Origin of the sequence: Spiroplasma endosymbiont of Seladonia tumulorum (assembly GCF_964020235.1) — a bacterium.
Lineage (GTDB): Bacteria > Bacillota_I > Bacilli_A > Mycoplasmatales > Mycoplasmataceae > Spiroplasma.
In genome coordinates this window covers 1,375,329-1,395,528 of sequence record NZ_OZ026545.1, presented here as the reverse complement: position 1 = coordinate 1,395,528, position 20,200 = coordinate 1,375,329, and the positions used below count along the sequence as shown (strand labels likewise).

The 20,200-nt window shown below is 27.1% G+C and carries 24 protein-coding genes, 6 tRNA genes, 1 pseudogene and 1 riboswitch; of the genes and pseudogenes, 4 read left to right on the top strand and 27 right to left on the bottom strand.

What is annotated here, in order from left to right:
- Positions 1-74: 74 nt before the first annotated feature.
- Both AACL22_RS08865 and AACL22_RS08860 read right to left on the bottom strand, forming a co-directional pair.
- Positions 75-497 carry a hypothetical protein gene (locus tag AACL22_RS08865; RefSeq protein WP_338990150.1) on the bottom strand — a complete coding sequence of 141 codons (423 nt, stop codon included), beginning with the start codon at positions 495-497 and terminating at the stop codon, positions 75-77.
- Positions 488-1,810 (bottom strand): hypothetical protein, encoded by a 1,323-nt coding sequence (locus tag AACL22_RS08860; protein WP_338991488.1) that lies wholly within the window; start codon positions 1,808-1,810, stop codon positions 488-490. Before AACL22_RS08860 ends, AACL22_RS08865 begins: the two co-directional genes overlap by 10 nt.
- Positions 1,811-1,876: 66 nt before the next feature.
- On the opposite strand from AACL22_RS08860, the pseudogene AACL22_RS08855 reads away from it, so the two are divergent.
- Positions 1,877-2,857: pseudogene (locus tag AACL22_RS08855) on the top strand (IS30 family transposase).
- Between the two features lie 806 nt (positions 2,858-3,663).
- Here the strand turns inward: AACL22_RS08855 and AACL22_RS08850 are convergent.
- The 9 genes from AACL22_RS08850 to leuS all read right to left on the bottom strand — a co-directional run bounded on the left by AACL22_RS08850 (position 3,664) and on the right by leuS (position 11,060).
- Positions 3,664-3,999, bottom strand: a complete 336-nt coding sequence (locus tag AACL22_RS08850; protein WP_338991484.1) for a DNA adenine methylase — start codon at positions 3,997-3,999, stop codon at positions 3,664-3,666.
- Between the two features lie 221 nt (positions 4,000-4,220).
- Positions 4,221-4,469: a hypothetical protein gene (locus tag AACL22_RS08845; protein WP_338990511.1), complete on the bottom strand. Its 249-nt coding sequence runs from the start codon at positions 4,467-4,469 to the stop codon at positions 4,221-4,223.
- Entirely contained in the window at positions 4,438-4,863 is a 426-nt protein-coding gene (locus AACL22_RS08840; protein ID WP_338991481.1) for a hypothetical protein, read from the bottom strand. The genes AACL22_RS08845 and AACL22_RS08840 overlap by 32 nt, the downstream gene beginning before the upstream one ends.
- 47 nt (positions 4,864-4,910) lie before the next feature.
- Positions 4,911-5,318, bottom strand: a complete 408-nt coding sequence (locus AACL22_RS08835; protein WP_338991479.1) for a binary toxin-like calcium binding domain-containing protein — start codon at positions 5,316-5,318, stop codon at positions 4,911-4,913.
- A gap of 37 nt (positions 5,319-5,355) precedes the next feature.
- On the bottom strand, positions 5,356-6,141 hold the full coding sequence (locus AACL22_RS08830; protein ID WP_338991477.1) for an ADP-ribosyltransferase: 786 nt from the start codon (positions 6,139-6,141) through the stop codon (positions 5,356-5,358).
- Positions 6,142-6,260: 119 nt separating this feature from the next.
- On the bottom strand, positions 6,261-6,626 hold the full coding sequence (locus AACL22_RS08825) for a PTS transporter subunit EIIB (RefSeq protein ID WP_338991474.1): 366 nt from the start codon (positions 6,624-6,626) through the stop codon (positions 6,261-6,263).
- 2 nt (positions 6,627-6,628) lie between these two features.
- On the bottom strand, positions 6,629-7,435 hold the full coding sequence (locus AACL22_RS08820; protein ID WP_338991471.1) for an NAD(+)/NADH kinase: 807 nt from the start codon (positions 7,433-7,435) through the stop codon (positions 6,629-6,631).
- Positions 7,436-7,522: 87 nt separating this feature from the next.
- Entirely contained in the window at positions 7,523-8,602 is a 1,080-nt protein-coding gene (locus AACL22_RS08815; protein WP_338991469.1) for a hypothetical protein, read from the bottom strand.
- 40 nt (positions 8,603-8,642) lie between these two features.
- Entirely contained in the window at positions 8,643-11,060 is a 2,418-nt protein-coding gene (leuS, locus tag AACL22_RS08810) for a leucine--tRNA ligase (protein ID WP_338991467.1), read from the bottom strand.
- 137 nt (positions 11,061-11,197) lie between these two features.
- Here leuS and AACL22_RS08805 point away from each other — a divergent pair, with 137 nt between their 5' ends.
- Positions 11,198-11,836, top strand: coding sequence for a nitroreductase family protein (locus AACL22_RS08805; protein WP_338991465.1), 639 nt, complete (start codon positions 11,198-11,200; stop codon positions 11,834-11,836).
- 118 nt (positions 11,837-11,954) lie between these two features.
- Complete coding sequence (locus tag AACL22_RS08800; RefSeq protein ID WP_338991463.1) at positions 11,955-12,293, top strand: hypothetical protein; 339 nt, start codon at positions 11,955-11,957, stop codon at positions 12,291-12,293.
- A 422-nt stretch (positions 12,294-12,715) separates the two neighbouring features.
- Here AACL22_RS08800 and trxA read toward each other — a convergent pair whose 3' ends face one another.
- From trxA to AACL22_RS08745, 11 genes are all read right to left on the bottom strand, one after another.
- Positions 12,716-13,027, bottom strand: a complete 312-nt coding sequence (gene trxA, locus AACL22_RS08795; RefSeq protein WP_338991460.1) for a thioredoxin — start codon at positions 13,025-13,027, stop codon at positions 12,716-12,718.
- Between the two features lie 35 nt (positions 13,028-13,062).
- Positions 13,063-13,743, bottom strand: coding sequence for an HAD-IIB family hydrolase (locus AACL22_RS08790; protein ID WP_338993052.1), 681 nt, complete (start codon positions 13,741-13,743; stop codon positions 13,063-13,065).
- Between the two features lie 96 nt (positions 13,744-13,839).
- On the bottom strand, positions 13,840-14,259 hold the full coding sequence (locus AACL22_RS08785) for a hypothetical protein (protein WP_338991457.1): 420 nt from the start codon (positions 14,257-14,259) through the stop codon (positions 13,840-13,842).
- 35 nt (positions 14,260-14,294) lie between these two features.
- A complete protein-coding gene (locus tag AACL22_RS08780) occupies positions 14,295-14,780 on the bottom strand; it encodes a hypothetical protein (protein WP_338991454.1) in 486 nt (161 codons plus the stop codon).
- A gap of 246 nt (positions 14,781-15,026) precedes the next feature.
- Positions 15,027-15,245, bottom strand: a complete 219-nt coding sequence (locus tag AACL22_RS08775; RefSeq protein ID WP_338991451.1) for a hypothetical protein — start codon at positions 15,243-15,245, stop codon at positions 15,027-15,029.
- 184 nt (positions 15,246-15,429) lie between these two features.
- Positions 15,430-15,514: transfer RNA gene (locus tag AACL22_RS08770), tRNA-Leu, on the bottom strand.
- Between the two features lie 17 nt (positions 15,515-15,531).
- A tRNA-Lys gene (locus AACL22_RS08765) sits at positions 15,532-15,607 on the bottom strand.
- Positions 15,608-15,615: 8 nt separating this feature from the next.
- Positions 15,616-15,691 (bottom strand) — tRNA-Thr (locus AACL22_RS08760).
- A 16-nt stretch (positions 15,692-15,707) separates the two neighbouring features.
- A tRNA-Val gene (locus AACL22_RS08755) sits at positions 15,708-15,783 on the bottom strand.
- Between the two features lie 4 nt (positions 15,784-15,787).
- Positions 15,788-15,863, bottom strand: a tRNA-Glu gene (locus tag AACL22_RS08750).
- Positions 15,864-15,896: 33 nt separating this feature from the next.
- Positions 15,897-15,972, bottom strand: a tRNA-Asn gene (locus tag AACL22_RS08745).
- A gap of 194 nt (positions 15,973-16,166) precedes the next feature.
- Between AACL22_RS08745 and pnuC the strand changes: the two genes are divergently transcribed.
- Complete coding sequence (gene pnuC, locus AACL22_RS08740) at positions 16,167-17,081, top strand: nicotinamide riboside transporter PnuC (protein WP_338991449.1); 915 nt, start codon at positions 16,167-16,169, stop codon at positions 17,079-17,081.
- Positions 17,082-17,206: 125 nt separating this feature from the next.
- Here the strand turns inward: pnuC and AACL22_RS08735 are convergent, their stop codons facing one another.
- The 5 genes from AACL22_RS08735 to AACL22_RS08715 all read right to left on the bottom strand — a co-directional run bounded on the left by AACL22_RS08735 (position 17,207) and on the right by AACL22_RS08715 (position 20,098).
- A complete protein-coding gene (locus AACL22_RS08735; protein WP_338991447.1) occupies positions 17,207-17,344 on the bottom strand; it encodes a hypothetical protein in 138 nt (45 codons plus the stop codon).
- A gap of 75 nt (positions 17,345-17,419) precedes the next feature.
- The gene (locus AACL22_RS08730) at positions 17,420-17,947 is read right to left on the bottom strand and encodes a solute carrier family 23 protein (protein WP_338991444.1); all 528 of its coding nucleotides are present in this window, start codon (positions 17,945-17,947) and stop codon (positions 17,420-17,422) included.
- Positions 17,948-18,075: 128 nt separating this feature from the next.
- Positions 18,076-18,546, bottom strand: coding sequence for a hypothetical protein (locus AACL22_RS08725; protein ID WP_338991441.1), 471 nt, complete (start codon positions 18,544-18,546; stop codon positions 18,076-18,078).
- 165 nt (positions 18,547-18,711) lie between these two features.
- A riboswitch (purine riboswitch) is annotated at positions 18,712-18,812 on the bottom strand.
- 309 nt (positions 18,813-19,121) lie between these two features.
- Complete coding sequence (locus tag AACL22_RS08720; RefSeq protein WP_338991438.1) at positions 19,122-19,334, bottom strand: hypothetical protein; 213 nt, start codon at positions 19,332-19,334, stop codon at positions 19,122-19,124.
- Positions 19,335-19,573: 239 nt separating this feature from the next.
- Positions 19,574-20,098: a hypothetical protein gene (locus AACL22_RS08715; protein ID WP_338991436.1), complete on the bottom strand. Its 525-nt coding sequence runs from the start codon at positions 20,096-20,098 to the stop codon at positions 19,574-19,576.
- Positions 20,099-20,200 lie beyond the last annotated feature (102 nt).

Sequence of the window (20,200 nt, the reverse complement as noted above, 5' to 3'; positions counted from 1 at the left end):
AGATTTAATAAAAATATAGATAAAAATTAATTGAAATATTCTCTAATTTTATTTCAATAATATTATAATACATTTTATATACCCATTTTAAAGCGATACGGATAAGAACCATAAAACAAAGCATCATATGGATCGTGGTACATTTTACTGTCGGGTGTGTTTGTTTTGGTATCGCTAAATCTTAATTCACTAATACACTTATCTAAAAATGGGAAGTTATATAATATACCATATATTTTGCCTTGAACAAACATTTTTCTTATTCATGTTACACGATTAATTATTCCCGCTTCTTTATTAAGGGATGTCTGATGTTTTTTGGCTTTAAACATCTTAATTTTATAACCTAAATAAGGGTAAATATCTTCTTGTAATTTTTGCATAAAGTCATGAGCATTAATATCATAATGAAATGTAGCATATTCAAAACCATCAAATTTATCAAAACAGTTAATTATTCATTGTCCGTAATGTTCAACTATTTCATTTAAATTCATTGCGTTTTTTGGGGTAACAACATTTTTTTAATTAAATATTTATCATATTCATTATTTTCATTAATTTTATAACCACTAAATAAAAATACTGTATGGTCTTCACTACCATTAGCATAATCAACACCAATTGAATAACTATCAAATTGATATTGTTTTGTATTTATATTATAAAAATCTTGTAAATTATACTCTTTAATATATTTACGATAATTTCGTAAAACATAAATACTGGGGTCATTATCGTTATATTCAAAACCGTAATATTCAAGTTCAAATAAATCGGGTCGTTCTTCTTTATTTGCTAAAACAATTTTTTTGGTAATATCAGGTATTTTATTTCAAACAGCCCCCATAGTTAAACGCAAATTAAAAATACCCAAACCATTAAATGCTTGTTTGTTTTCTGAATATACCTGATTGTGTTCTTTTAAAATATTTTTAATTCTTTCATTTAAAGGTAAATATGGCGTTACAAATTTTTCATAAAAGATATGGTATTTATCAAAAGGATTAAAGGTAAATTGATTAGAATATGTTTTATAAAAATATGTTGTAACTGTTATATATTGTTTTGCTATGTTGTCTCATTCTTGAAATGTCCAAGATAATTCTTTTACTGGAATAGGATTATCTAAATTATATTGTTCATTATCATTTTCATCCGTGTATTTTTCGTAAGACACTTTTAAACTTTTAGAACGAAACATTGAAACTCTTAAATTATTATATCTTTTATCTAGTTCTTTATCAGTTAAGATTTCTTTTTCTTCAGCATGTATCATTTCGTCAGTTCATGCTGATATAATACCACTACCTTTACCAACTTTCCCCATAATTTTATTACCATTAGCATAACCAGCAAAAGCAATGCGAACACCACTAGGAAAAACAATTTCGCCACCTTCTTTAACATTTTTAGGTCAAACAATACCATTTTCATTGTCATACCCTATATCAATCTCATATTTATCATATAGATAGTTGCAGACATTAATTGTATCGCCAAATGTAGTATCTTCGTGGGTATTGGCATATCTTCGTAAAATGTTAGATGAAGCATCGGTAAAATTACAAGCAAAAAATAATTTTTCTGCTAGGTGATTTCATGTTTTATTAGTACCACGCCCCGCTGAGACAAACTTAAAAAAACATGGCGAAGTAAAATATCGGGCATAACTATCACCAACAAAATCTTTAAATACTTCTCAATCAAAACCAAAATTATAGTCACTAAAATTTAAATTATATTTTTTATTTAAATGTTCATAACTAGTAATTCGTTTTTTATTATTAATTTTACTAAATTCTTGCATATTTATTGACCTCTTTATTTTATATATAATACATTATAAGAAAAAATGAAAGGAATTTGTATAAAAATGAGAAAATTTAAACATTTAACATTTGATGAGCGAGATTTATTTAAAGATTTATTATTATCTGATACTTGTAAAAAGAAAAATGGCACAATTAATTTATCTGAAATATCACGACAAACGGGTCGTGGAGTTAATACTGTTAAAAGAGAAATTAAGCGATTTAAAAATATACAATATTATAATCCATATCAAGCACAAAAAGATTATAAACAAAAACGTAAAAAATGCATTAAAAAACTACCTAAATTTACAAAAGAGCAGTTAGATTTTATTAAAATAAGATTTAATAAATACCACGATACACCCGAACAATTAATTTATCGTTATTTCTTGGAATTTGGTGTTAAATTTCCTGTTTGTGTTAAAACATTGTATAAATGAATTCGCTTAGGTGAATTTGGATTAAAAAAAGAAAATTTACCCCATCGTGGTAAAAAATACAAAACAAAAGGAAAAACTGATAATCGTGGTAAATTAACTAACTTTAAATCAATTTGAGATATTGAAAATAAAGTTTCTAATGTTGGATGATTTGAAATGGATACTGTTGTAGGAAAAGACCATCAATCTAGTAATTTAGTTTTAGTAGAACAATCAAGTAAAAATTATTTTGTAATGAAATTAAAAAATAATACTGCTAATGAAGTTTTAGAAAAATTTAAAGATATTGTTAAAAATAATAATTTAATTGGGAAAATTAAAGGAATAATAACTGATAGAGGAAAAGAATTTAGTAAATGAAGAGAAATAAAAATATTTGCTGAAACACAAGTTTATTTTTGTGACCCCGGTAAACCACAATAAAAACCATTAATTGAGCATATGAACGGTGAATTTAGATATTGACTTTCTAAGGGAATTGATTTTAATAATATTAGTCAAAAAATGATAGATTGAGTAGTTAATGTTATAAATGATAAACTCCGACCATGTTTAAATTGATTAAGTGCAAAGACAATGTTTTTACAAAATTTTAAATAAATTTATTAGTTAAAATTTAATAAATTATTTTTAGTGCGCTTAAATATGAATAAAATAAGATAAAATTACAAAAATTTAATTTTTTCTGAAAAAGTTGTTGCAATTTATTAAAAATATTTTATTATTAACTTAACAAGATATAAATTTGCCGTTTATATATACACAGCGCCATTTAATTACTTCGCCGCCCGCTTCACTTTGTGGAGTGAGCGGGGGCGGATAGGATATTTTGATAGAGTTTACCCCCATACGGAAATAAAAAAACAGTTTACCCAGTTATTAATTACGCTTCATCCATCCCTACACAACTTTATATAAAGAAAATAACCTTTTGGAGTTCCAACCCTCTTGTTTTTTTAGTGTCCGATATTGTTTTTTTCGGTTTAACAGCACTTTTTTTATGAAAACAAACCAAAAAACACATGCTCTGACATTTCACAAGTGATTAATCTTGTCGAGAATTAAAGAAATAAATAGGAGAGTAAATCCAATCGCTTTCACACTTTCTTTAAGACTTCGTGCCATAGATGAGTTATCCATCTTTAAGCATCAAAATATTAAGTTTTAGTATTGCATTATTCATCAGATAGTACCTTTATTAAAAATGATATTATTAATTGTTAAACCGAAAAAATATAATAAATCACAGAAAGGAAATTATAAAAATTAACTAGTTTGTAGGGCAAAATAGGTTAATTTTTAATTTTAAAGATACTATCTGATGAATAATGCAAATAAAAAAATCGTTCTAATAAGCGATTACTTTAATTTGTATTTAATTACTTTATTTATAATTTTTATAAAAACTAAGCTTTTTTCCGACTACTAAAATTTAAACAATAATCATCAAACATTTTTTCTTTCAATTCATTAATAGTTTTTGAATTAGGATATGCTAATTTTTTCAAATAATTCAATTCAAATAAATGAATATCATATTGTCAAAATTCAATTAAACTAGTATGCAAATCATTAAAAACTACTTTGTTACATAACTGCTGGTCTAACACATTTAAGCCAACTGAAGCACCGCCACAAAATAAATCTATAAATTTATCAAATTTAGCCGGTAATAATGCTTTAATTTTATCAAAGTGTTTAGCTTTTCCATCTGGCCAAGACAACGGACTAATAAATTTCATTCTAATCCTCCTCTTTACTATAAAATGTTTAAATAATGTATATGTATTGTAATAAACATTGTTAAATATATAAAATTAAAAATTAAGGCACACTGAAAATAACTACTTAGTTTTAACTAATAGCTATTAAAATATAAAATTATACGTTTATAATTAATCAACTCACATAAAAGCTAATGTGCCATAGCTAAAATATATGAATGGATCAGTTATAATAAATATTAAAAGCCTTTAACCATGACACGGAAAAAGTTTAATATTTTAATAATTACTCAAATTCCAAATGGAATTAAAATAATTCAAGCATCACCTAAAAAGGTCATTAATTGTGGTAACACAGCATAAACAGCATCTTTAACTTTCATCATTGCTTGTCCCAAACCACTTCAAATAGAATCCATTCCACCTGAAATAGTAGGAGTATCTGTAGCTAGAAAATTAACAGCTGTTGTTAAATACATACCTAACATTATTCTTTATCCTCCTTGTTTTCAATTTCTTTTTTTCTTTTTTCTTACCTCGAATTTGACGAATTTTTTGATAAATCGATAAACCAATTCAAGCAAGAATTCCTAAAACAATTGTATTTGATAATTCACCAATTCCTAATACAAAATTAAGCGTTGGACGAACTTCATAAATTGGCGCTGTTCCAACATTTAAATACTTAACATTCCCATTTAAAAATGCAACTTCAGAAGTATTAATTCCTAATGAATGTGTTCATGTTTGTCCTTGTTCTTGCGATGATGTATTAGAACTAGAATGTTCAGAAGATACCGTACTAGATCATTCATGTGAAATATTAGTACTAACAGAAAGACTCGGAAAAAAAGAAATTTCCTGCTGAAACCGATGCTCCAACAGTTGTTGCTTCAGTATTACTACTAGAAGTTGAAACACTAATAGTATTACTTTTTTTGTTGGCCAACTGATCTTCCTTGCTCATTTGTAACATTAAAATTGTTAGATAAAATCATTTTACTCATCATTACTCCAATTTTAGGATAAGCAGCAACAAGCGGATGACGTGCTTCTGGTAAAACTCCTTGGTCAATTTTTCCTAATACTTTTTCAGCATCCGAATAAGGATTTCCCGTGGTATGACTATTATACGGGTCTGATTTATATTTTATAAATTTACCTAGTTTGTGTTTTTTATCATCTCAAGGAACAATTAATCCCCCTTCAACTGTATAACCATTGATTTCTCAACAATCAGGAATGCCATCATCATCACTATCTAACGCATGCTCACAATCACTGTTAAGGCAAGAGCTTTGTTGTTTAATATTATCAATATCTGTATTTTTTTCCATAATATTTACTTCTCCTTTTCATTCTTTACTTTATTATTTAAAATTTTTTATCTTCTCGTGCTAAAGAAACCTCAACTTTAATACTTTCTTTACCTATGGTTTTATCTTTAACAATAAGGAAGTTATGATAACGAAAGGTATAACCACGATTTAACAATAATTCATTTTGACCATAATACTTACTAATTTCATCAACATAAATTGCTTTTGTTCCTTTTGGTAAACTAATTCTTAACAAAATTGGATAACGCTCCCCAGAATATGATTTATGAGGGTCTTTTGATAAAGACGTACTTAAAAAACTATGTTGCGTAAATTTTTCACCAGTATAGTCTTGCCGAATTTGCGTAAATAAATCACGATTAATTTTATTATTTGCATCACGTAAATTAAGGTCATGGTCTGAAAATTGATAGCCACTAACCCGACGAAAAACAACTAATTTTTCATTTGTTTTTGCTTTTTGAAATGATTTATCTAATTTTAAAATTTTATTATTAACTTTCTTTAAATCATTTTTTGTAAATTTAAGTTCAGTTGGAATAGCTTCAATATCATGATATATTTTTCCATTTGTCTTTCGTAAATATTCATTAATTGGTTCATAATGACTTCCGGTATATTGTTCCAAATACTCCTTGAATTCCTTTTTCACATTTTTTGTTAATTTATTTTCTCAATCATTATATAATTGTCTTCCGCCATTCCTTGCTTCTTCATGTCTGTTTTTATAGTGGTGTCGATTTTTATTAAATTTTTTATTGAAAGGTTGCTTCAATCGTCCTCACGCTGGTACATAAAAAATAAACTCTTCAAATATCATTGCAATTCTTCCTTCACTTTATAATTAAATTATCTCTTAAAAGTAACAAAAAAAGCACGAAAGTGCTTTTAACAAATTATTTGCAGATAAAAATAAACAATAATAAAAAATTGTAATAATTATGTTCCAATAATTTTATTCATTTCATCTTTTATTGCTAAACTGATATTGCCAAATGGCAAAATAACAGTTTGGGCAACAATATCAATATTTTTTAATTTAAATTTAGTTTTTAACAAAACCAAATCAACTTCGTCTAAATCTTTTACTGTTACTCGCAACCGAGTTAAGGTTGCTTTAACCATTGTAATATTTGTTTTTGTTCCTAAAATACTAATTAAATCATTAATAGAAAAAGAAATCGTTTGTTTTGGAACAAGAATTTTTTGAAAATTAAAAATCTTTTTCCGAAAAATCATCATTAAAATAAACAACAGCATTAAAATCATTGCCACAACAATGATAATAATATATTCAGTTTGCATTATTAATCATCTCCTCTGTTATCATTGCAATGAGCAAATAATAACTTCATCTTCGCAATTAGACTCAAATCATTTTCTTTATCATAGCATAAGTTCAATGTTTTTTGACTAATTTTTAACTCTACATCGGAACTTAAAATTTCTGATTCATAAGTATCAATCACTAAACTTTTTCCTTTCAACTCACCATTTAACCTTATTATTTGATCTTGGTTTAAAATAATTGAAGCGTTAATTGTGGAAAAAGTTGAATTTGCCACCGGAGCAATTTCTTTTAATTGCCATAGAGTGGAAATATTAGATGCAATAATGGAACCATTAATTGCTCGCATATAACCTGTTGAACCAGTTTTAGTTGCAAAAACAAGCCCACTTCCCCGGAAATGCTCCAATAAATCATTATTAACATAAATGTCAGTACGAATTGTTTTAACATGGTCAACAACTTTTGCTTCATTTAATGCATAGCGAATAAGATTACCATTATATTTAATTTCTAATAATGGCATTTGACGAACATGAACTTTATTATTAATAATTGCTTTAATTGCTTTAGGATAAGTATTTTCATCATAGTTGGCATAAAATCCTAATGAACCAGATTTAATTACAATAAAAAAAACTTTATCAATAATATCTTGAAATTTATTAACTGCTCTTAATAAAGTTCCATCCCCGCCAATGATAAAAACATACTGTGGGTTACTAAGATCTTCTTTTAATTGATTTTCTTGTAAAAGTTTACTAATTTTATTAACTAACTGTGTTGATTCTTGATAATCATTTGCAATAATTGCATATTTAACCATTGTTCTCGCCACCTTTTCTTTCATTTAGTTATATTATACCTTTATTTTAAATTGAAAACTTAATTAAATAAAAAATAGTTAGCTTTGCTAACTATGATTCTTATTGCGAATTGTTAATAATTCAATATCAGTAAATTTTAATAAATTAGTTTGATTAAGATGATAATGAGTTTTATTATCTGATCAAAAAATATATTTAAAAGTAAAAGCAATGTAAGTTAATCCTTCTTTAGTATGAAATTTATTACATACGCCGCGAGGAACAGATTCTAATTTTCTTGTTTTTTTATCATATAAAAAACTTTGTGGTAGATAAAATAATAAAATATGGGTTAATGAAACAATTACAATCCCTAAGAAAAACATTGGTAATCAAGCAAATGGCCACATATATTTTGCACCAATAAAGTTTGTATTTCAACCACCAACATTAAAACCACCATTGTTCCATGGTTCACCGCTACTTGGCCCCACAAATAATTGGTTTGTTTTAAAAATTCAGTCTCAAATTACTGCAATAACAGAAAATAATGTTAATCATAATAACTGTCATTTAAATAATAAACCACTATAAGGCTTTCCCACTAAACCATATTTATAAACATATAAATAAGCAAAAATAATTAATGTATGAAGAATAAAGTAATTATAGTAAAAGAAATTATCTAAACTTCAATAACCATTAACCGGCGTTATAATTGGTAAAATTGGTAAAACAATTGCTGAAGGAGCAACAACTTCAAAAAATTTTCGACTAGGAAAAATTAAAATAAAGCCCGATAATAACTGGTGTAAACTACATAAGTGTAATGGCATAACTTCACTTAAACCACGAATTTGCGAAGGTCCCACCGGTCCTCAAATTCACTCTGTTTTTAAAACAACTGCTAAATAAGTTACTCAAATCGCATATGTTAAGAAATAAGTTATAATTTGATAAATCCCGATTGAAATCCGAAACCATTGTCAATTAACAGTTTTTGCATAATACTTTCTGCAAACAAATAATGAACCAATAATTAAAACAAAAATACTAATGCCAACTAATTGAAAAACATAATTATGACCTTTAAAAAATCACTGGTCAGTTCAATCAGCCCTTGGCAGATATGAACCTGCTGGATCAAAAAAACCTCATGGTCCATTGTTAGAACGAACAAATTGCATTACTTTTCTCCTTTGATTAAATAATTAATATCTTTTCTATTTATTTTATAACAAAATTAACAATTTTATTTTTAATAATAATTTCTTTAATAATCTCATGCTTATCTAAAAAGGTTTGAACATTGCTATTAGCTTTAGCCAAAGCTGATAATTCTTCTTCTGATGTATCAAGTGGTACTTCTAATTTAGCACGTAATTTACCATTAACTTGAACTGCAATTATAACCTCATTTTTTTGTAAATATTTTTCATCATATGTTGGTCATGTTGACAATGCAACTGATGATGGTTGATTTAATTTTGTTCAAATTTCTTCTGCTAAATGTGGAGCAAACAAACTTAACATTTTAGTAAACCCTTCAAAATACGGTTGATAAATTGGACCTTTTATTTTATAACAAGCATTAATAAAGACCATTAGTTGTGAAATTGCTGTATTAAAACTTAATTTTTCTAACATTTCTGTGCTGTTTTTAACCATTCTATGATAAACAAAATCTAACTCATGATTATTATCTTGCGAAAAATTATTATTTTTAATAAGACGATAAACGCGATCTAATCATTTTCGTGCTGAATCTAACCCATTTGGATTTCAAGGCAATGATGCTTCAATTGGTCCCATAAACATTTCATATAAACGTAATGTATCAGCCCCATGTGATTTAATAATATCATCAGGATTAATCACATTTCCTTTTGATTTACTCATTTTTGAGCCATCTGTCCCTAAAATCATTCCTTGATTAACTAATTTATAAAATGGTTCAGAAGTTGGAACTAATTTTTGGTCATATAAAAATTTATGTCAAAAACGTGAATATAATAAATGCAAAACAGCATGTTCTTGGCCACCAACATATAAATCAACTGGTAATCATTTTTTTAATAAAGCTTGTGCTTTAGCATTACGTAAGTCTAACAGTTGCTTATCTTCCATTAAAATATAAGCTAAATAATATCAACAACTACCCGCTCATTGCGGCATCGTATTAGTTTCTCGGCGTCCTTTTTTTCCAGTACTGTCAATAACAGTTAATCATTCTGTGGCATTAGCTAATGGTGATTCTCCAGTTTGTGATGGTTTAATATTTGTCATTTTTGGTAATTCTAACGGTAATTCTGTTTCATCAACTAAACTAATTGAACCGTCTTCTCAATGAATAATTGGAAAAGGTTCTCCTCAATATCGTTGACGAGAAAATAACCAATCACGAAGTTTATAAGTAGTTTTAACTTTCGCTTTTCCAGCTGTTGTTAAAACATCAATTGCTTTTTTTGTTGCTTCTTTTGTCATTAAACCATTCAAAAAATCAGAATTAATATGTTTACCATCTTTATTATGTAATTTATTATGATGTTCTCCTTCAATAACATAACTAATTGGTAAATGATATTTTAAAGCAAATAAATAATCCCGTTCATCATGATCTGGCACAGCCATCACAGCACCAGTTGCATAAAATGGTAACACATAATCAGCAATTCAAATTGGAATAAGTTTTTCATTAATTGGGTTAATAGCATAACTACCAATAAACATTCCATTTTTTTCTTTACTAATATCTTGCCGATCTAAGTCAGTTTTTGCTTTTGTTGCTGCTAAAAATTTTGTAACAGCAGCTTCATATTCAAATGTTGTTAATTTTGAGACTAATGGATGCTCAGGTGCTAAAACAAGATACTCAACACCAAAAATTGTATCAGCACGGGTTGTAAAAACATTAATAATTTCTGGATTATTTTGGACCGCAAACTTAATTTCAGCACCAACTGATTTTCCAATTCAATTTCGTTGTAACTCTTTAACTGATTCTGGCCAATCAACTTCATCTAATCCTGCTAATAATTTTTCTGCATAGGCAGTAATTTTTAAAACCCATTGTCGCATTGGTTTTTTAAAAACTGGAAATTGTCCACGTTCAGAAACCATTTTTCCATTAATATTTAAGACTTCTTCATTAGCTAAGACTGTGCCTAATTCAGGACATCAATTAACATCAACATCACGCATCTCAGCTAATCCATTTTGATATAATAATTCAAAAATTAATTGTGTTGTTTTAAAAAACTCTGGTGAAGAAGTATTAACTTCTTTTTCATAGTCATAACTAAAGCCAAGTGCTTTTAATTGGTTATGAAAATTAGCAATGTTTTGCAAAGTAAATTCTGCTGGATCATTCCCTGTTTGTAAAGCATATTGTTCAGCTGGTAAACCAAATGCATCTCAACCAATTGGATGCAAAACATCATAACCTTGCAATTTTCGCATACGACTAATTACATCAGTTGCAACATATCCTTTTGGATGTCCAACATGTAAACCTGCTCCTGATGGGTATGGAAACATATCTAAAATATAAGCTTTCTGCTCTGAATTATTTGTTGTTTTAAAAGTTTGATGTTCTTCTCAATATTGTTGTCATTTTTGTTCAATTGCTTTATGCGAAAATTCCATCTTTATTACCCTTTCTAAATTTTTATCTTTTTAATTATAACATTGTTCCAAAATTTGTTAGTAATTTAAACACTTTTAATTACATTTTTATTAGCGTATAATAAATTTATAAATAAATTACAGAATGGGAGAAAATTATGAGCGTACAAGAAGCAGCAAAGTTTCGAAAAGCAATTAAAATCTATGATAAAACAAAAGCAGTTAGTGAAAGTGATTTAAAAACAATTTTAACAACTGGAGCCTTAGCACCTAGTTCTAATGGCTTAGAACCAGTAAAAGTTATTATTATCAAAGATCAGAAATTAAAAGAACAAGCAGCATTAAACTGTTTTATGTCTGGCAATCAGCAAAAAGTAAAGGATGCCCCAATTTTAGCATTATTATTAGGAACAAATGGTGATTATTTAACATCTGAAGAATTTTTAACCAATCGCTTAGAACGAATTTTTAGTGGTGAAACATTAAAAACAAATGTGCGAGGAATGAATAATTACTTAAAAAGTTATCCAAGTCCAGATATGTTTTCGGATGAACAAACACATCTTGTCGCTAGTTTTATGGCATTACAAGCTGCTGAATTAAAAATTGGATCAAGTATTATGGGCGGAATTACGCCACTGCAAGCAACCTCATTTTTTACAGAACATAATATTGTGGACCCAACAAAATGACATTTATCGTTAGGAATGTTATTTGGATATTATGATGATAATGTTAAAGGAACAAGTTTCCCTCGTTTACGAATTGCTGAGGATGAATTTGTTAGCATTTTTTAACTTACTTAATAAAAATTTTCCTAAAAAATTTAATTAACTAATGAAAACATCTCTTAAAAATTTTTGAATTATTAGTTTAATTACTAATATTATTTTTTTATTAATCCAAGTTAGCATCATGACGCCACTAATATTATGTAAAAAACAATTACAGTTAAGTAATAGTGACTTATCGCAAATTTTCTTTGGTATTCTAATTATTATTATTTTAGTAATGTTTATTACTAACTGAATTTTAGTTAAAAATCCACTCCGAAAACTAAATACAACAAAAGAATTAGCACCCTGACAAGCAGACCTTGGTTTTCATATTATTACAAAATATTCACATTTGAAAACGGAATATAATGGTTATGTCTGATATTTAAAGAAAAAAGGTTTTATTCTGCTTGCTACGCTTGGAATTAACTTTGGTTTTGCTTTAATTTCTGCTGTTGTGTTTTCTATTTTAGGATAAAATAAAAACTACTTTTTTATTTCTAAATTTATTATTTTAAATTATTACTATTTTATAAACTGTTTTTAAATAAAAAAACACTTAATTATATTTAAAAAATTTAACATAATTAAGTGCTTTTTATTGTAAAATATTTTTTAATTTTATAAAAATCCTTAGATAAATTAGGGTTACAATTAATGATTTAATAAATTTTTGATTTAAAAAGTTCATTACTATATCTTCATTAAATTAAACATTATCCATTAAAGATTAAATATCCTACTTTGAAACTTTTGTTTCTTCTTTTTGTTTTTTTGCAGCTTCTTTACGAGTCAAGATTTTCGCCGCTTTTTTTTCTGCCATTAAACGACGACGTTTCTTCATTGACATTGCCATTTTTTATTCACCTTCTCCTTTTTAAATTATTAGTAAAAACTTTGTTAACTTAATAAATCTTGTTCAATTTCGTTAGCAGTTACAAATCCTGTTTTACGTTTTAATTCATTTCCATTTTGAAAGGTAATTAATGTTGGGATTGATAAAATTCCATAATGCTGAGCAAGATCTTGTAAAACATCAACATTAACTTTAATAAAATTAACATCACTACGCGTTTTTGCTAATTCATTAATAATTGGAGCAATCATTTTACATGGTCCACATCAATCAGCATAAAAATCAACTAAAGTTAACTTTGCATCACTAATTGTTTTTTCGAATTCATCAATATTTTTTACTTCATTTACAGCCATTTTAATTCTCTCCTTTACTGAATTCTCTTGCTTTTTTATCATATCATAAAAGTACTATTTTTTAAGAAAAACTGTTGCAAATATTTTGCTGGCCCATTTTCACGATTTGATAATGTTACTTCATTTGCCATTGTTTTTAACTCATCAATCGCATTGCTAACCGCAATTCCAACTCCAGCTTGGCGAATTAATTCAAGATCATTATAAGAATCACCAAATGAATAAGTTTGACTAATATCAATTCCAATATGATGGGATAAAAATTGCAAGGCACTACCTTTTGAAATCCCCTTGCATGCAATTTCAAAAACACGATTATTATATTGAGTAATATCTAATTGCGGTAATAATTGTCGTAACTTTGTCATTAATTCACTAGCACCCTTATCATCTAAGGACTGATGGGCAATAACACTAGCATGTGTAATATCCTCTGTAATATCAGCGACCTTGGTGATAATTTTATATTTTGTTCGCATTATTTTTGATCAATAATAAGAATTCTCACCATATTCGTAAACATAAGTACTATTATTACTAAAAAAATGAACTTTATATTTGCGATAAGTAAAATCAAAAATGGTTTTAATTTCTGCTGTTGTAAAAATCATCATTCATAAAAAACTATTAGTTTTAAAAGAATAAGCACTTGCTCCATTATTTGCCAAAACATAACCATCATACTTATGAACTTTTAGTTTTCGCGCTTGACGAATTGCATCATTAGCTAGGCGCCCTGTTGTAACAACAAAAGGGATTCCTTTTTTTGAATTGAATTAACTGTTTTTTTTGTTAACCGACTAAACCGATGATTATCCTTTAATATTGTACTTTAAAAGAGAAACATGATTTTGATTAGAATTTCAATTTTCCTTAATGTTTTCTGTATTAAACTTAATATTTGTTTTAATATTAGAAATTGTTGTCCCCTGACCATTTGCAGAAGAATCAACATTATTAATTTCAATATACTTGTATTTTTCTTTAAATTCTTGCAAACTATTAGCATAATCTGATCATTTAATTAAATTTATTGTTTTTTCTCATACTTTTGTATCATCTGTTATTGGCCCCATTATTTTTCAATTTAAGTTTATATTGTTTGTGATTATTTTTGACACTTGGTAATGTCCTCAACCATATAAATCCAAATGATAAATTTTACCAGTATTGTTTAAAACATAAGCGCTTCTTTTTTTATCTAATTCAATTGCAATTATAGGAAACTCCAAGTCATCAAACTTGTCAATTTGACCATGACCATGTTTTAAATAAATACCATTGTTTGTCCCAAGATATGTATCTCCTGCATGTAAACGACCACCACCATATTTCCCGTTAGAACTTTTTTAGGATTTAAATTATTAATTTCGTTATTTGAACATAATTTATTAAATTTACTAATTAATTTATTAACACTATCATTAGCATCCGAATTTGGATCTTGTTTATTTTTATTTTCTTTAATTGTTTTTACTTCCTTATTATTTAAAGTAAAATGAACAATAACTCTGCCATAATATCTAGTGCTATTTGAATTACTACTAATTATTGTTAAATCATGTGTAATGTCATGAATAACAACCTCATCTAAATCAATATCCGTATTTAAAAGTATTACTCTTTCAAAAATTGTTTCTGGTAAATTATCCGGTAAATCACCTAATTCTGTATTTAATAAAAGATTATTTAATTTTCGAGGTAAAACCAGTGGCGCAACATTATCTTGCTTATTTCTTTGACTTTTTGGCAAAACTGTTGCATAAATTGGTTCTCCAATTTGATTTTTGTTAGTTTCTTCATGTGAAGTAGACGCTAAAGACTGACAAGTTTCTAAACTTGGATTATCATTATAAAATACTGAATTACTTGAATCATAAACTGTAAAATAAACATCAGTAAAATTTGTTGTGCTATCAACATCTTCATCTCAAATTATTCTAGCTACGTTTTCCCTAACATTAATTATTCTTAAACTATTTTTTTTTAATTTTTTTATTTAATTTATATATTTTTTTAAAATTGTTTCTGGCAAATTATCAACTAACTCACCTAAGATTCAATTTTTAATTTCTTCATTTAATGCTTTAAAATTTCCTTGCCGTTTACTTCGGTTTAATATTTGTACTTGTGGATTATAACTACTATTAGTATTGACCATTGGTCAACTACTTCCTATTAAACTAATACCGATTAATAAATTCACTATTTTTTTCATTTTTAGATATTCCCTTTCGTTAGAATTATTATTATTTAATAAAATATTAATTGTTCAAAAGGCTATAATTGTTATATGTATTTAAATTAAAATAATGATCTAAATTATTTTTTAAGTATTATATTTATATTCATAATTTTACAAATAAAAAACACTCTGAAAGTGCTAATTTGTTTTTTAATTATGGTCCGGGTGAAGGGACTTGAACCCCCACGAGTTACCCCGCCAGATCCTAAGTCTGGTGCGTCTGCCAATTCCGCCACACCCGGTTACTCTGTTTTAAAAATGGTCTCCTGTAAAGGACTTGAACCTTTGACCCACTGGTTAAAAGCCAGTTGCTCTACCGACTGAGCTAACAGGAGACAGACAATGGTGCTGGCTAGAAGAATTGAACTCCCAACCTACTGATTACAAGTCAGTTGCTCTACCTATTGAGCTAAGCCAGCTTATTAATATAAAAAATGGTCGGGTGTAACGGACTTGAACCGCTGACCACCTGCTTGTAAGGCAGGCGCTCTCCCAACTGAGCTAACACCCGAAAATGGTGACCTGTACGGGGTTTGAACCCGTGAATGCATGCGTGAAAGGCATGTGTGTTAACCGCTTCACCAACAGGCCGGTAAATATCAATAAAAATTTTCAAAAAAATAATGGCGCCTAGTGCAGGACTCGAACCTGCGACCGATCGGTTAACAGCCGAGTGCTCTACCTACTGAGCTAACTAGGCATGGCATATCTTTTTAGCCTTACTCATTATATACTAAAAATAAAAAAACAAGCAACTATTTTTAGGATTTTTTTTTATGAGTTATATCTTCAAAAAGATTTCATTTAAAAGAATAAAACATATTATTTTTTGTTAAGATATAGTTATAGACTTGATAAATAATGAAAGAAAGAAACAAGATACTTATACAAAAAATGAAAAATGAACAGCAAAAATGATTTATTATTACAAAACCAATTAACTTTTTAGGAATCAAAACAATTGGTAAAGATATCAAAGAGTTACCAAAAACTTTTAAAATTCTTTTAATTTGCATTGGGATTATTGTTACTTTTTTATCTTTTTTTGATTTTAATCATTTTATTGATGCTAACCATAATCCTTCTTTTTTTAGTATTGTTAATATCTTAAATACTCCCAAACCTTATTTAGGAAATATTCCTAAATGAATTGACGCTACACTTTATTCATTAAGTGGTTTAGTCAGTTTTACAAGTATTTTAAATGTTGTTTTAATTAGTTTTGGTAAAATGAGCAATTATTTTTGAGGATTAATTAGTGTGACTACATTTGGTCTTTTTTCATTTGGTTTTGGTTATACTGGTTATGCTCAATTAAATTTATTTTTTTATTTACCATTTCAATTTATTGGTTGATATACATGACAAAAAACTTTTATTTTTGAACAAGATTCCTCATTAAACATTCGAAACTCAAAATGATGAATAATTTTACCAATTTCTTTAGGTATTTGTGCTATTCTTGCGATTGCTTGATATTATGAAATTCCAGCTTTTCATTATGCATTAGTAAAAACAGATTATGTTTATTTAAACCAACCTATTGCTCATATTTTTGACAGTACAATCAATAGCATTGCAATTATTACTTCAATTTTAATGTTTTTACGACTAAAAGAACAATGAATTTTATGATTACTTTCAAATATTTTACAATTTGCAATGTTTGCAGGAGTTAATAGTATTGGTGGTAATTATCCAATAACAATTAATATTAATATGTTAATTCAAGCAAGTTTTTTTATTGCAAATAGCATCATTGGCTTTTTAATTTGAGGTGGTTATTTAAATAAAATAAAATCAGGATAATGCTCCTGATTTATTAATATTTTCTTACTTTATTAGACATAATAAAATTATAAAACATTGTTATTTATAGAAAATTAATTAGAATAATCTTTATATATTAAATCATTATTTATCTTATTTTGTTTTTAACCAGTTTGGACAAAAGCAAAAGCAATAAAATAGCCAATAAAACAAAGATCTAAAATGTAAATTGGAGTGGCAACTGTTTTAACTTTTTTAGTAATTAAACAAATAAAGGCATAAGCAATAAATCCAAGTGCCAACCCATTTGTAATTGAAAATGTAACTATCATAATGATAATAGTAAAGAAGGCTGAAATTCCAAATTTTGGTTTAACTTACTCAATATCTTTAATTTGACTAACCATTAATGTACCAACAAAAATCACGGCAGCTCCAGCAATTGCCGGAGTAATTAATTTAAAAATTAGAAAAAGTGGAATTGCTACTAAAAACATTAACCCTGTAATAATAGCAGAAAAACCACTTCGAGCTCCTTGGGAAACTCCCGTTGTTGATTCAACAAAACTAGTAACCGGAGAACAGACTAAAAGACTTCCAGTTAAAGTTCCTACTGAATCTGCCATTAAAGCACGTGATTTTAATTCATATTTTTCACCAGTTGTTAATGAAATTTGAGTTGAAACAGAGTATAACGTTCCTGTTGTATCAAAAAAATCAACAAATAGGAAAACAAAAATTGAAATATACATCGTTGGTGATGTTCAAATTTTTGGATTAGCAAATGCTGCAAATGTTGATTTTAAAGTGGTATTAAAACCATTAAAATCACTATAACTTCATCCCTTTCAATGCGCAAAATTGTAACGAATAAAATCATTATCAACAACATTTCCGATAATCAAAGAAACTCCTAATCCTCCCAAAATTGCAATGGCAAAGGCTCCCGGAATTTTTTAAAAATGTAAAACTAAAATTAACATTAAAACACCAAATCCCATTAAAATTATTGGTCAGTTAGTTTTTAAATTTCCTAATGTTGCAACCGGAATTCCGCCATTAACGACAACCCCATCTGAAGCAACGGCATTATCGCCAACAAATCCAATATTGTGTAAACCAATATAAGCAATAAAAAACCAATTCCAGCACCAATTGCTAATTTTAATGAATCTGGAATCGCATTAATAATAATTGTTCGTAATTTAGTTATTGAAATAAGGCAGAAAAATATTGCTGAAAGCATTACAACAATTAAAGCCCCTTGATATCCTAATCTATTATTAGCAACATTAAAAGTAAAAATAGCATTTAGCCCCATTCCAGGTGCTACTCCAACTGGCATATTCGCTGATAAACCCATAATTAAAGTAGCAATAAAAGCACCAATTGCCGTGAAAATAAAAATCCCTCCAAATGCCATATTTTGACTTGGATCACTTGGATGATTAATATCTGGTGCAGAAGATAACATATTAGGTTGCACTGATAAAATATATAACATTGCTAAAAATGTTGTTAGGCCACCAATAATTTTTTTAAAAGTTGTTTTTAAATCATCAAACCTAAAAAAGCTTCAATCTTTTTTAAAACATATATTTTTTTCTCCATCTAGCTCTATTTGTAAAAATAAAAAACATTAACCTTGTTTAATTAACATAAGTTAATGCAAAATGAAGCATTAACCTATAGAGTCTTCTTATAAATGGTAAGACGTAGAAACACTAGACCATATTACTAGCATATATAGGAATTGTTTAATACATTTACTTTTTAAATATACCGAATTTCATAAAAAATTACAATCCCTTTAATAAAAACATATTACATTTTCAGAAAAAGGAAAAAATGCTTTAAAACTAGTATAAGTTTTAAAAGACTTGATAAATTCTGTTGGTAAATAGTCTATTCCTAATGCTATTAAATTTTGACGATAATTTTCTACTAAATTCGCTCAACAAAATCATCCCAAAATCAAATAAACAATGCCAATAATAGATAAAATTTGAATTGTAATGTCAATTGCATTAATAACAGTATTGTCTTTTAAAAACTGTATTAAAATAACTAAAATTGTTGCTACAATAAATAAAAATATTGTAAGTTATAAACATAATAAAAATGAAAAATCATATCATAAATTTTTACAATACTTTGGTCTTTATCATCAGTACGACGAATAATGACAGCATTACTTATTTTTGAAAAATTCCGTGCTTTAACAATATGGTTTTGTTCTCCAATATTAATATCTTGTAAATCATTGTCATCTAACATTTTCCGTAATAACATCCGTGGTTTTAATGTTGTTTTTTTCTTTTTAAACCTTAATAAAATAAGACCAAATATTAATCAACCTACAAAAGCAGTCCAATTACAATAATAAAAATAAAATAAACTAATCCTGTTATTTGCGTTAAATTAAACATTTTTTAATCACGTTCCTCTCCCATATACATCAATCATACCGTATTTTTTAAAAAACAGCATTTTAAAATGTTATTTTTTTATATTCTTTCATTAATTTATCATTATTTTACAGTACCTATTGGTAGTATGACATATGTATTAAATCTACCCTTTGCATTTTTTCCCAAACAGGTAATTTCTATTTTTCTTGGAATTGTTAAATCAAAAGAAAGAGTATCAATTTTATTATCTTTGATATAAAACTCTTTTGGGAAGATAGGAGTTACATCATAATCATTTTTTGTTAATTTAGTGCTTAGTTCTGCATGCAATGTTGCTAAAATTGCATCACGAATTGGCTCTGATCATTCAGAAAACTGAACATCTTTAATATTCTTAACATTAACTTTTTTAATTAGGTTAATTTTAGTAATACCACTAATATCAATTGGAAATTGTAATTTTATTTCCTCTTTTTTTGGATTATTATTATTTATTAATAACAAAGGAGCTTTATCTGAATCTTTTCTTTGCTTTTCTTCTTCCAATTTGTTTTGTTTTGAATAACTACAAGCACAAGAAACAATTGTTATTCCACTTATGCTCATTATTCTTAAGGTCATTAAATATGTAAATAGTTTTTTCATTAATAAAATATAAGTTCCTTTCTAAAATTTAATGGCATAAATAATTTAAACTATTACTTAGAATTTGCACTGTGTAAATTCAAGCAGCAAATTCTGTCTCTT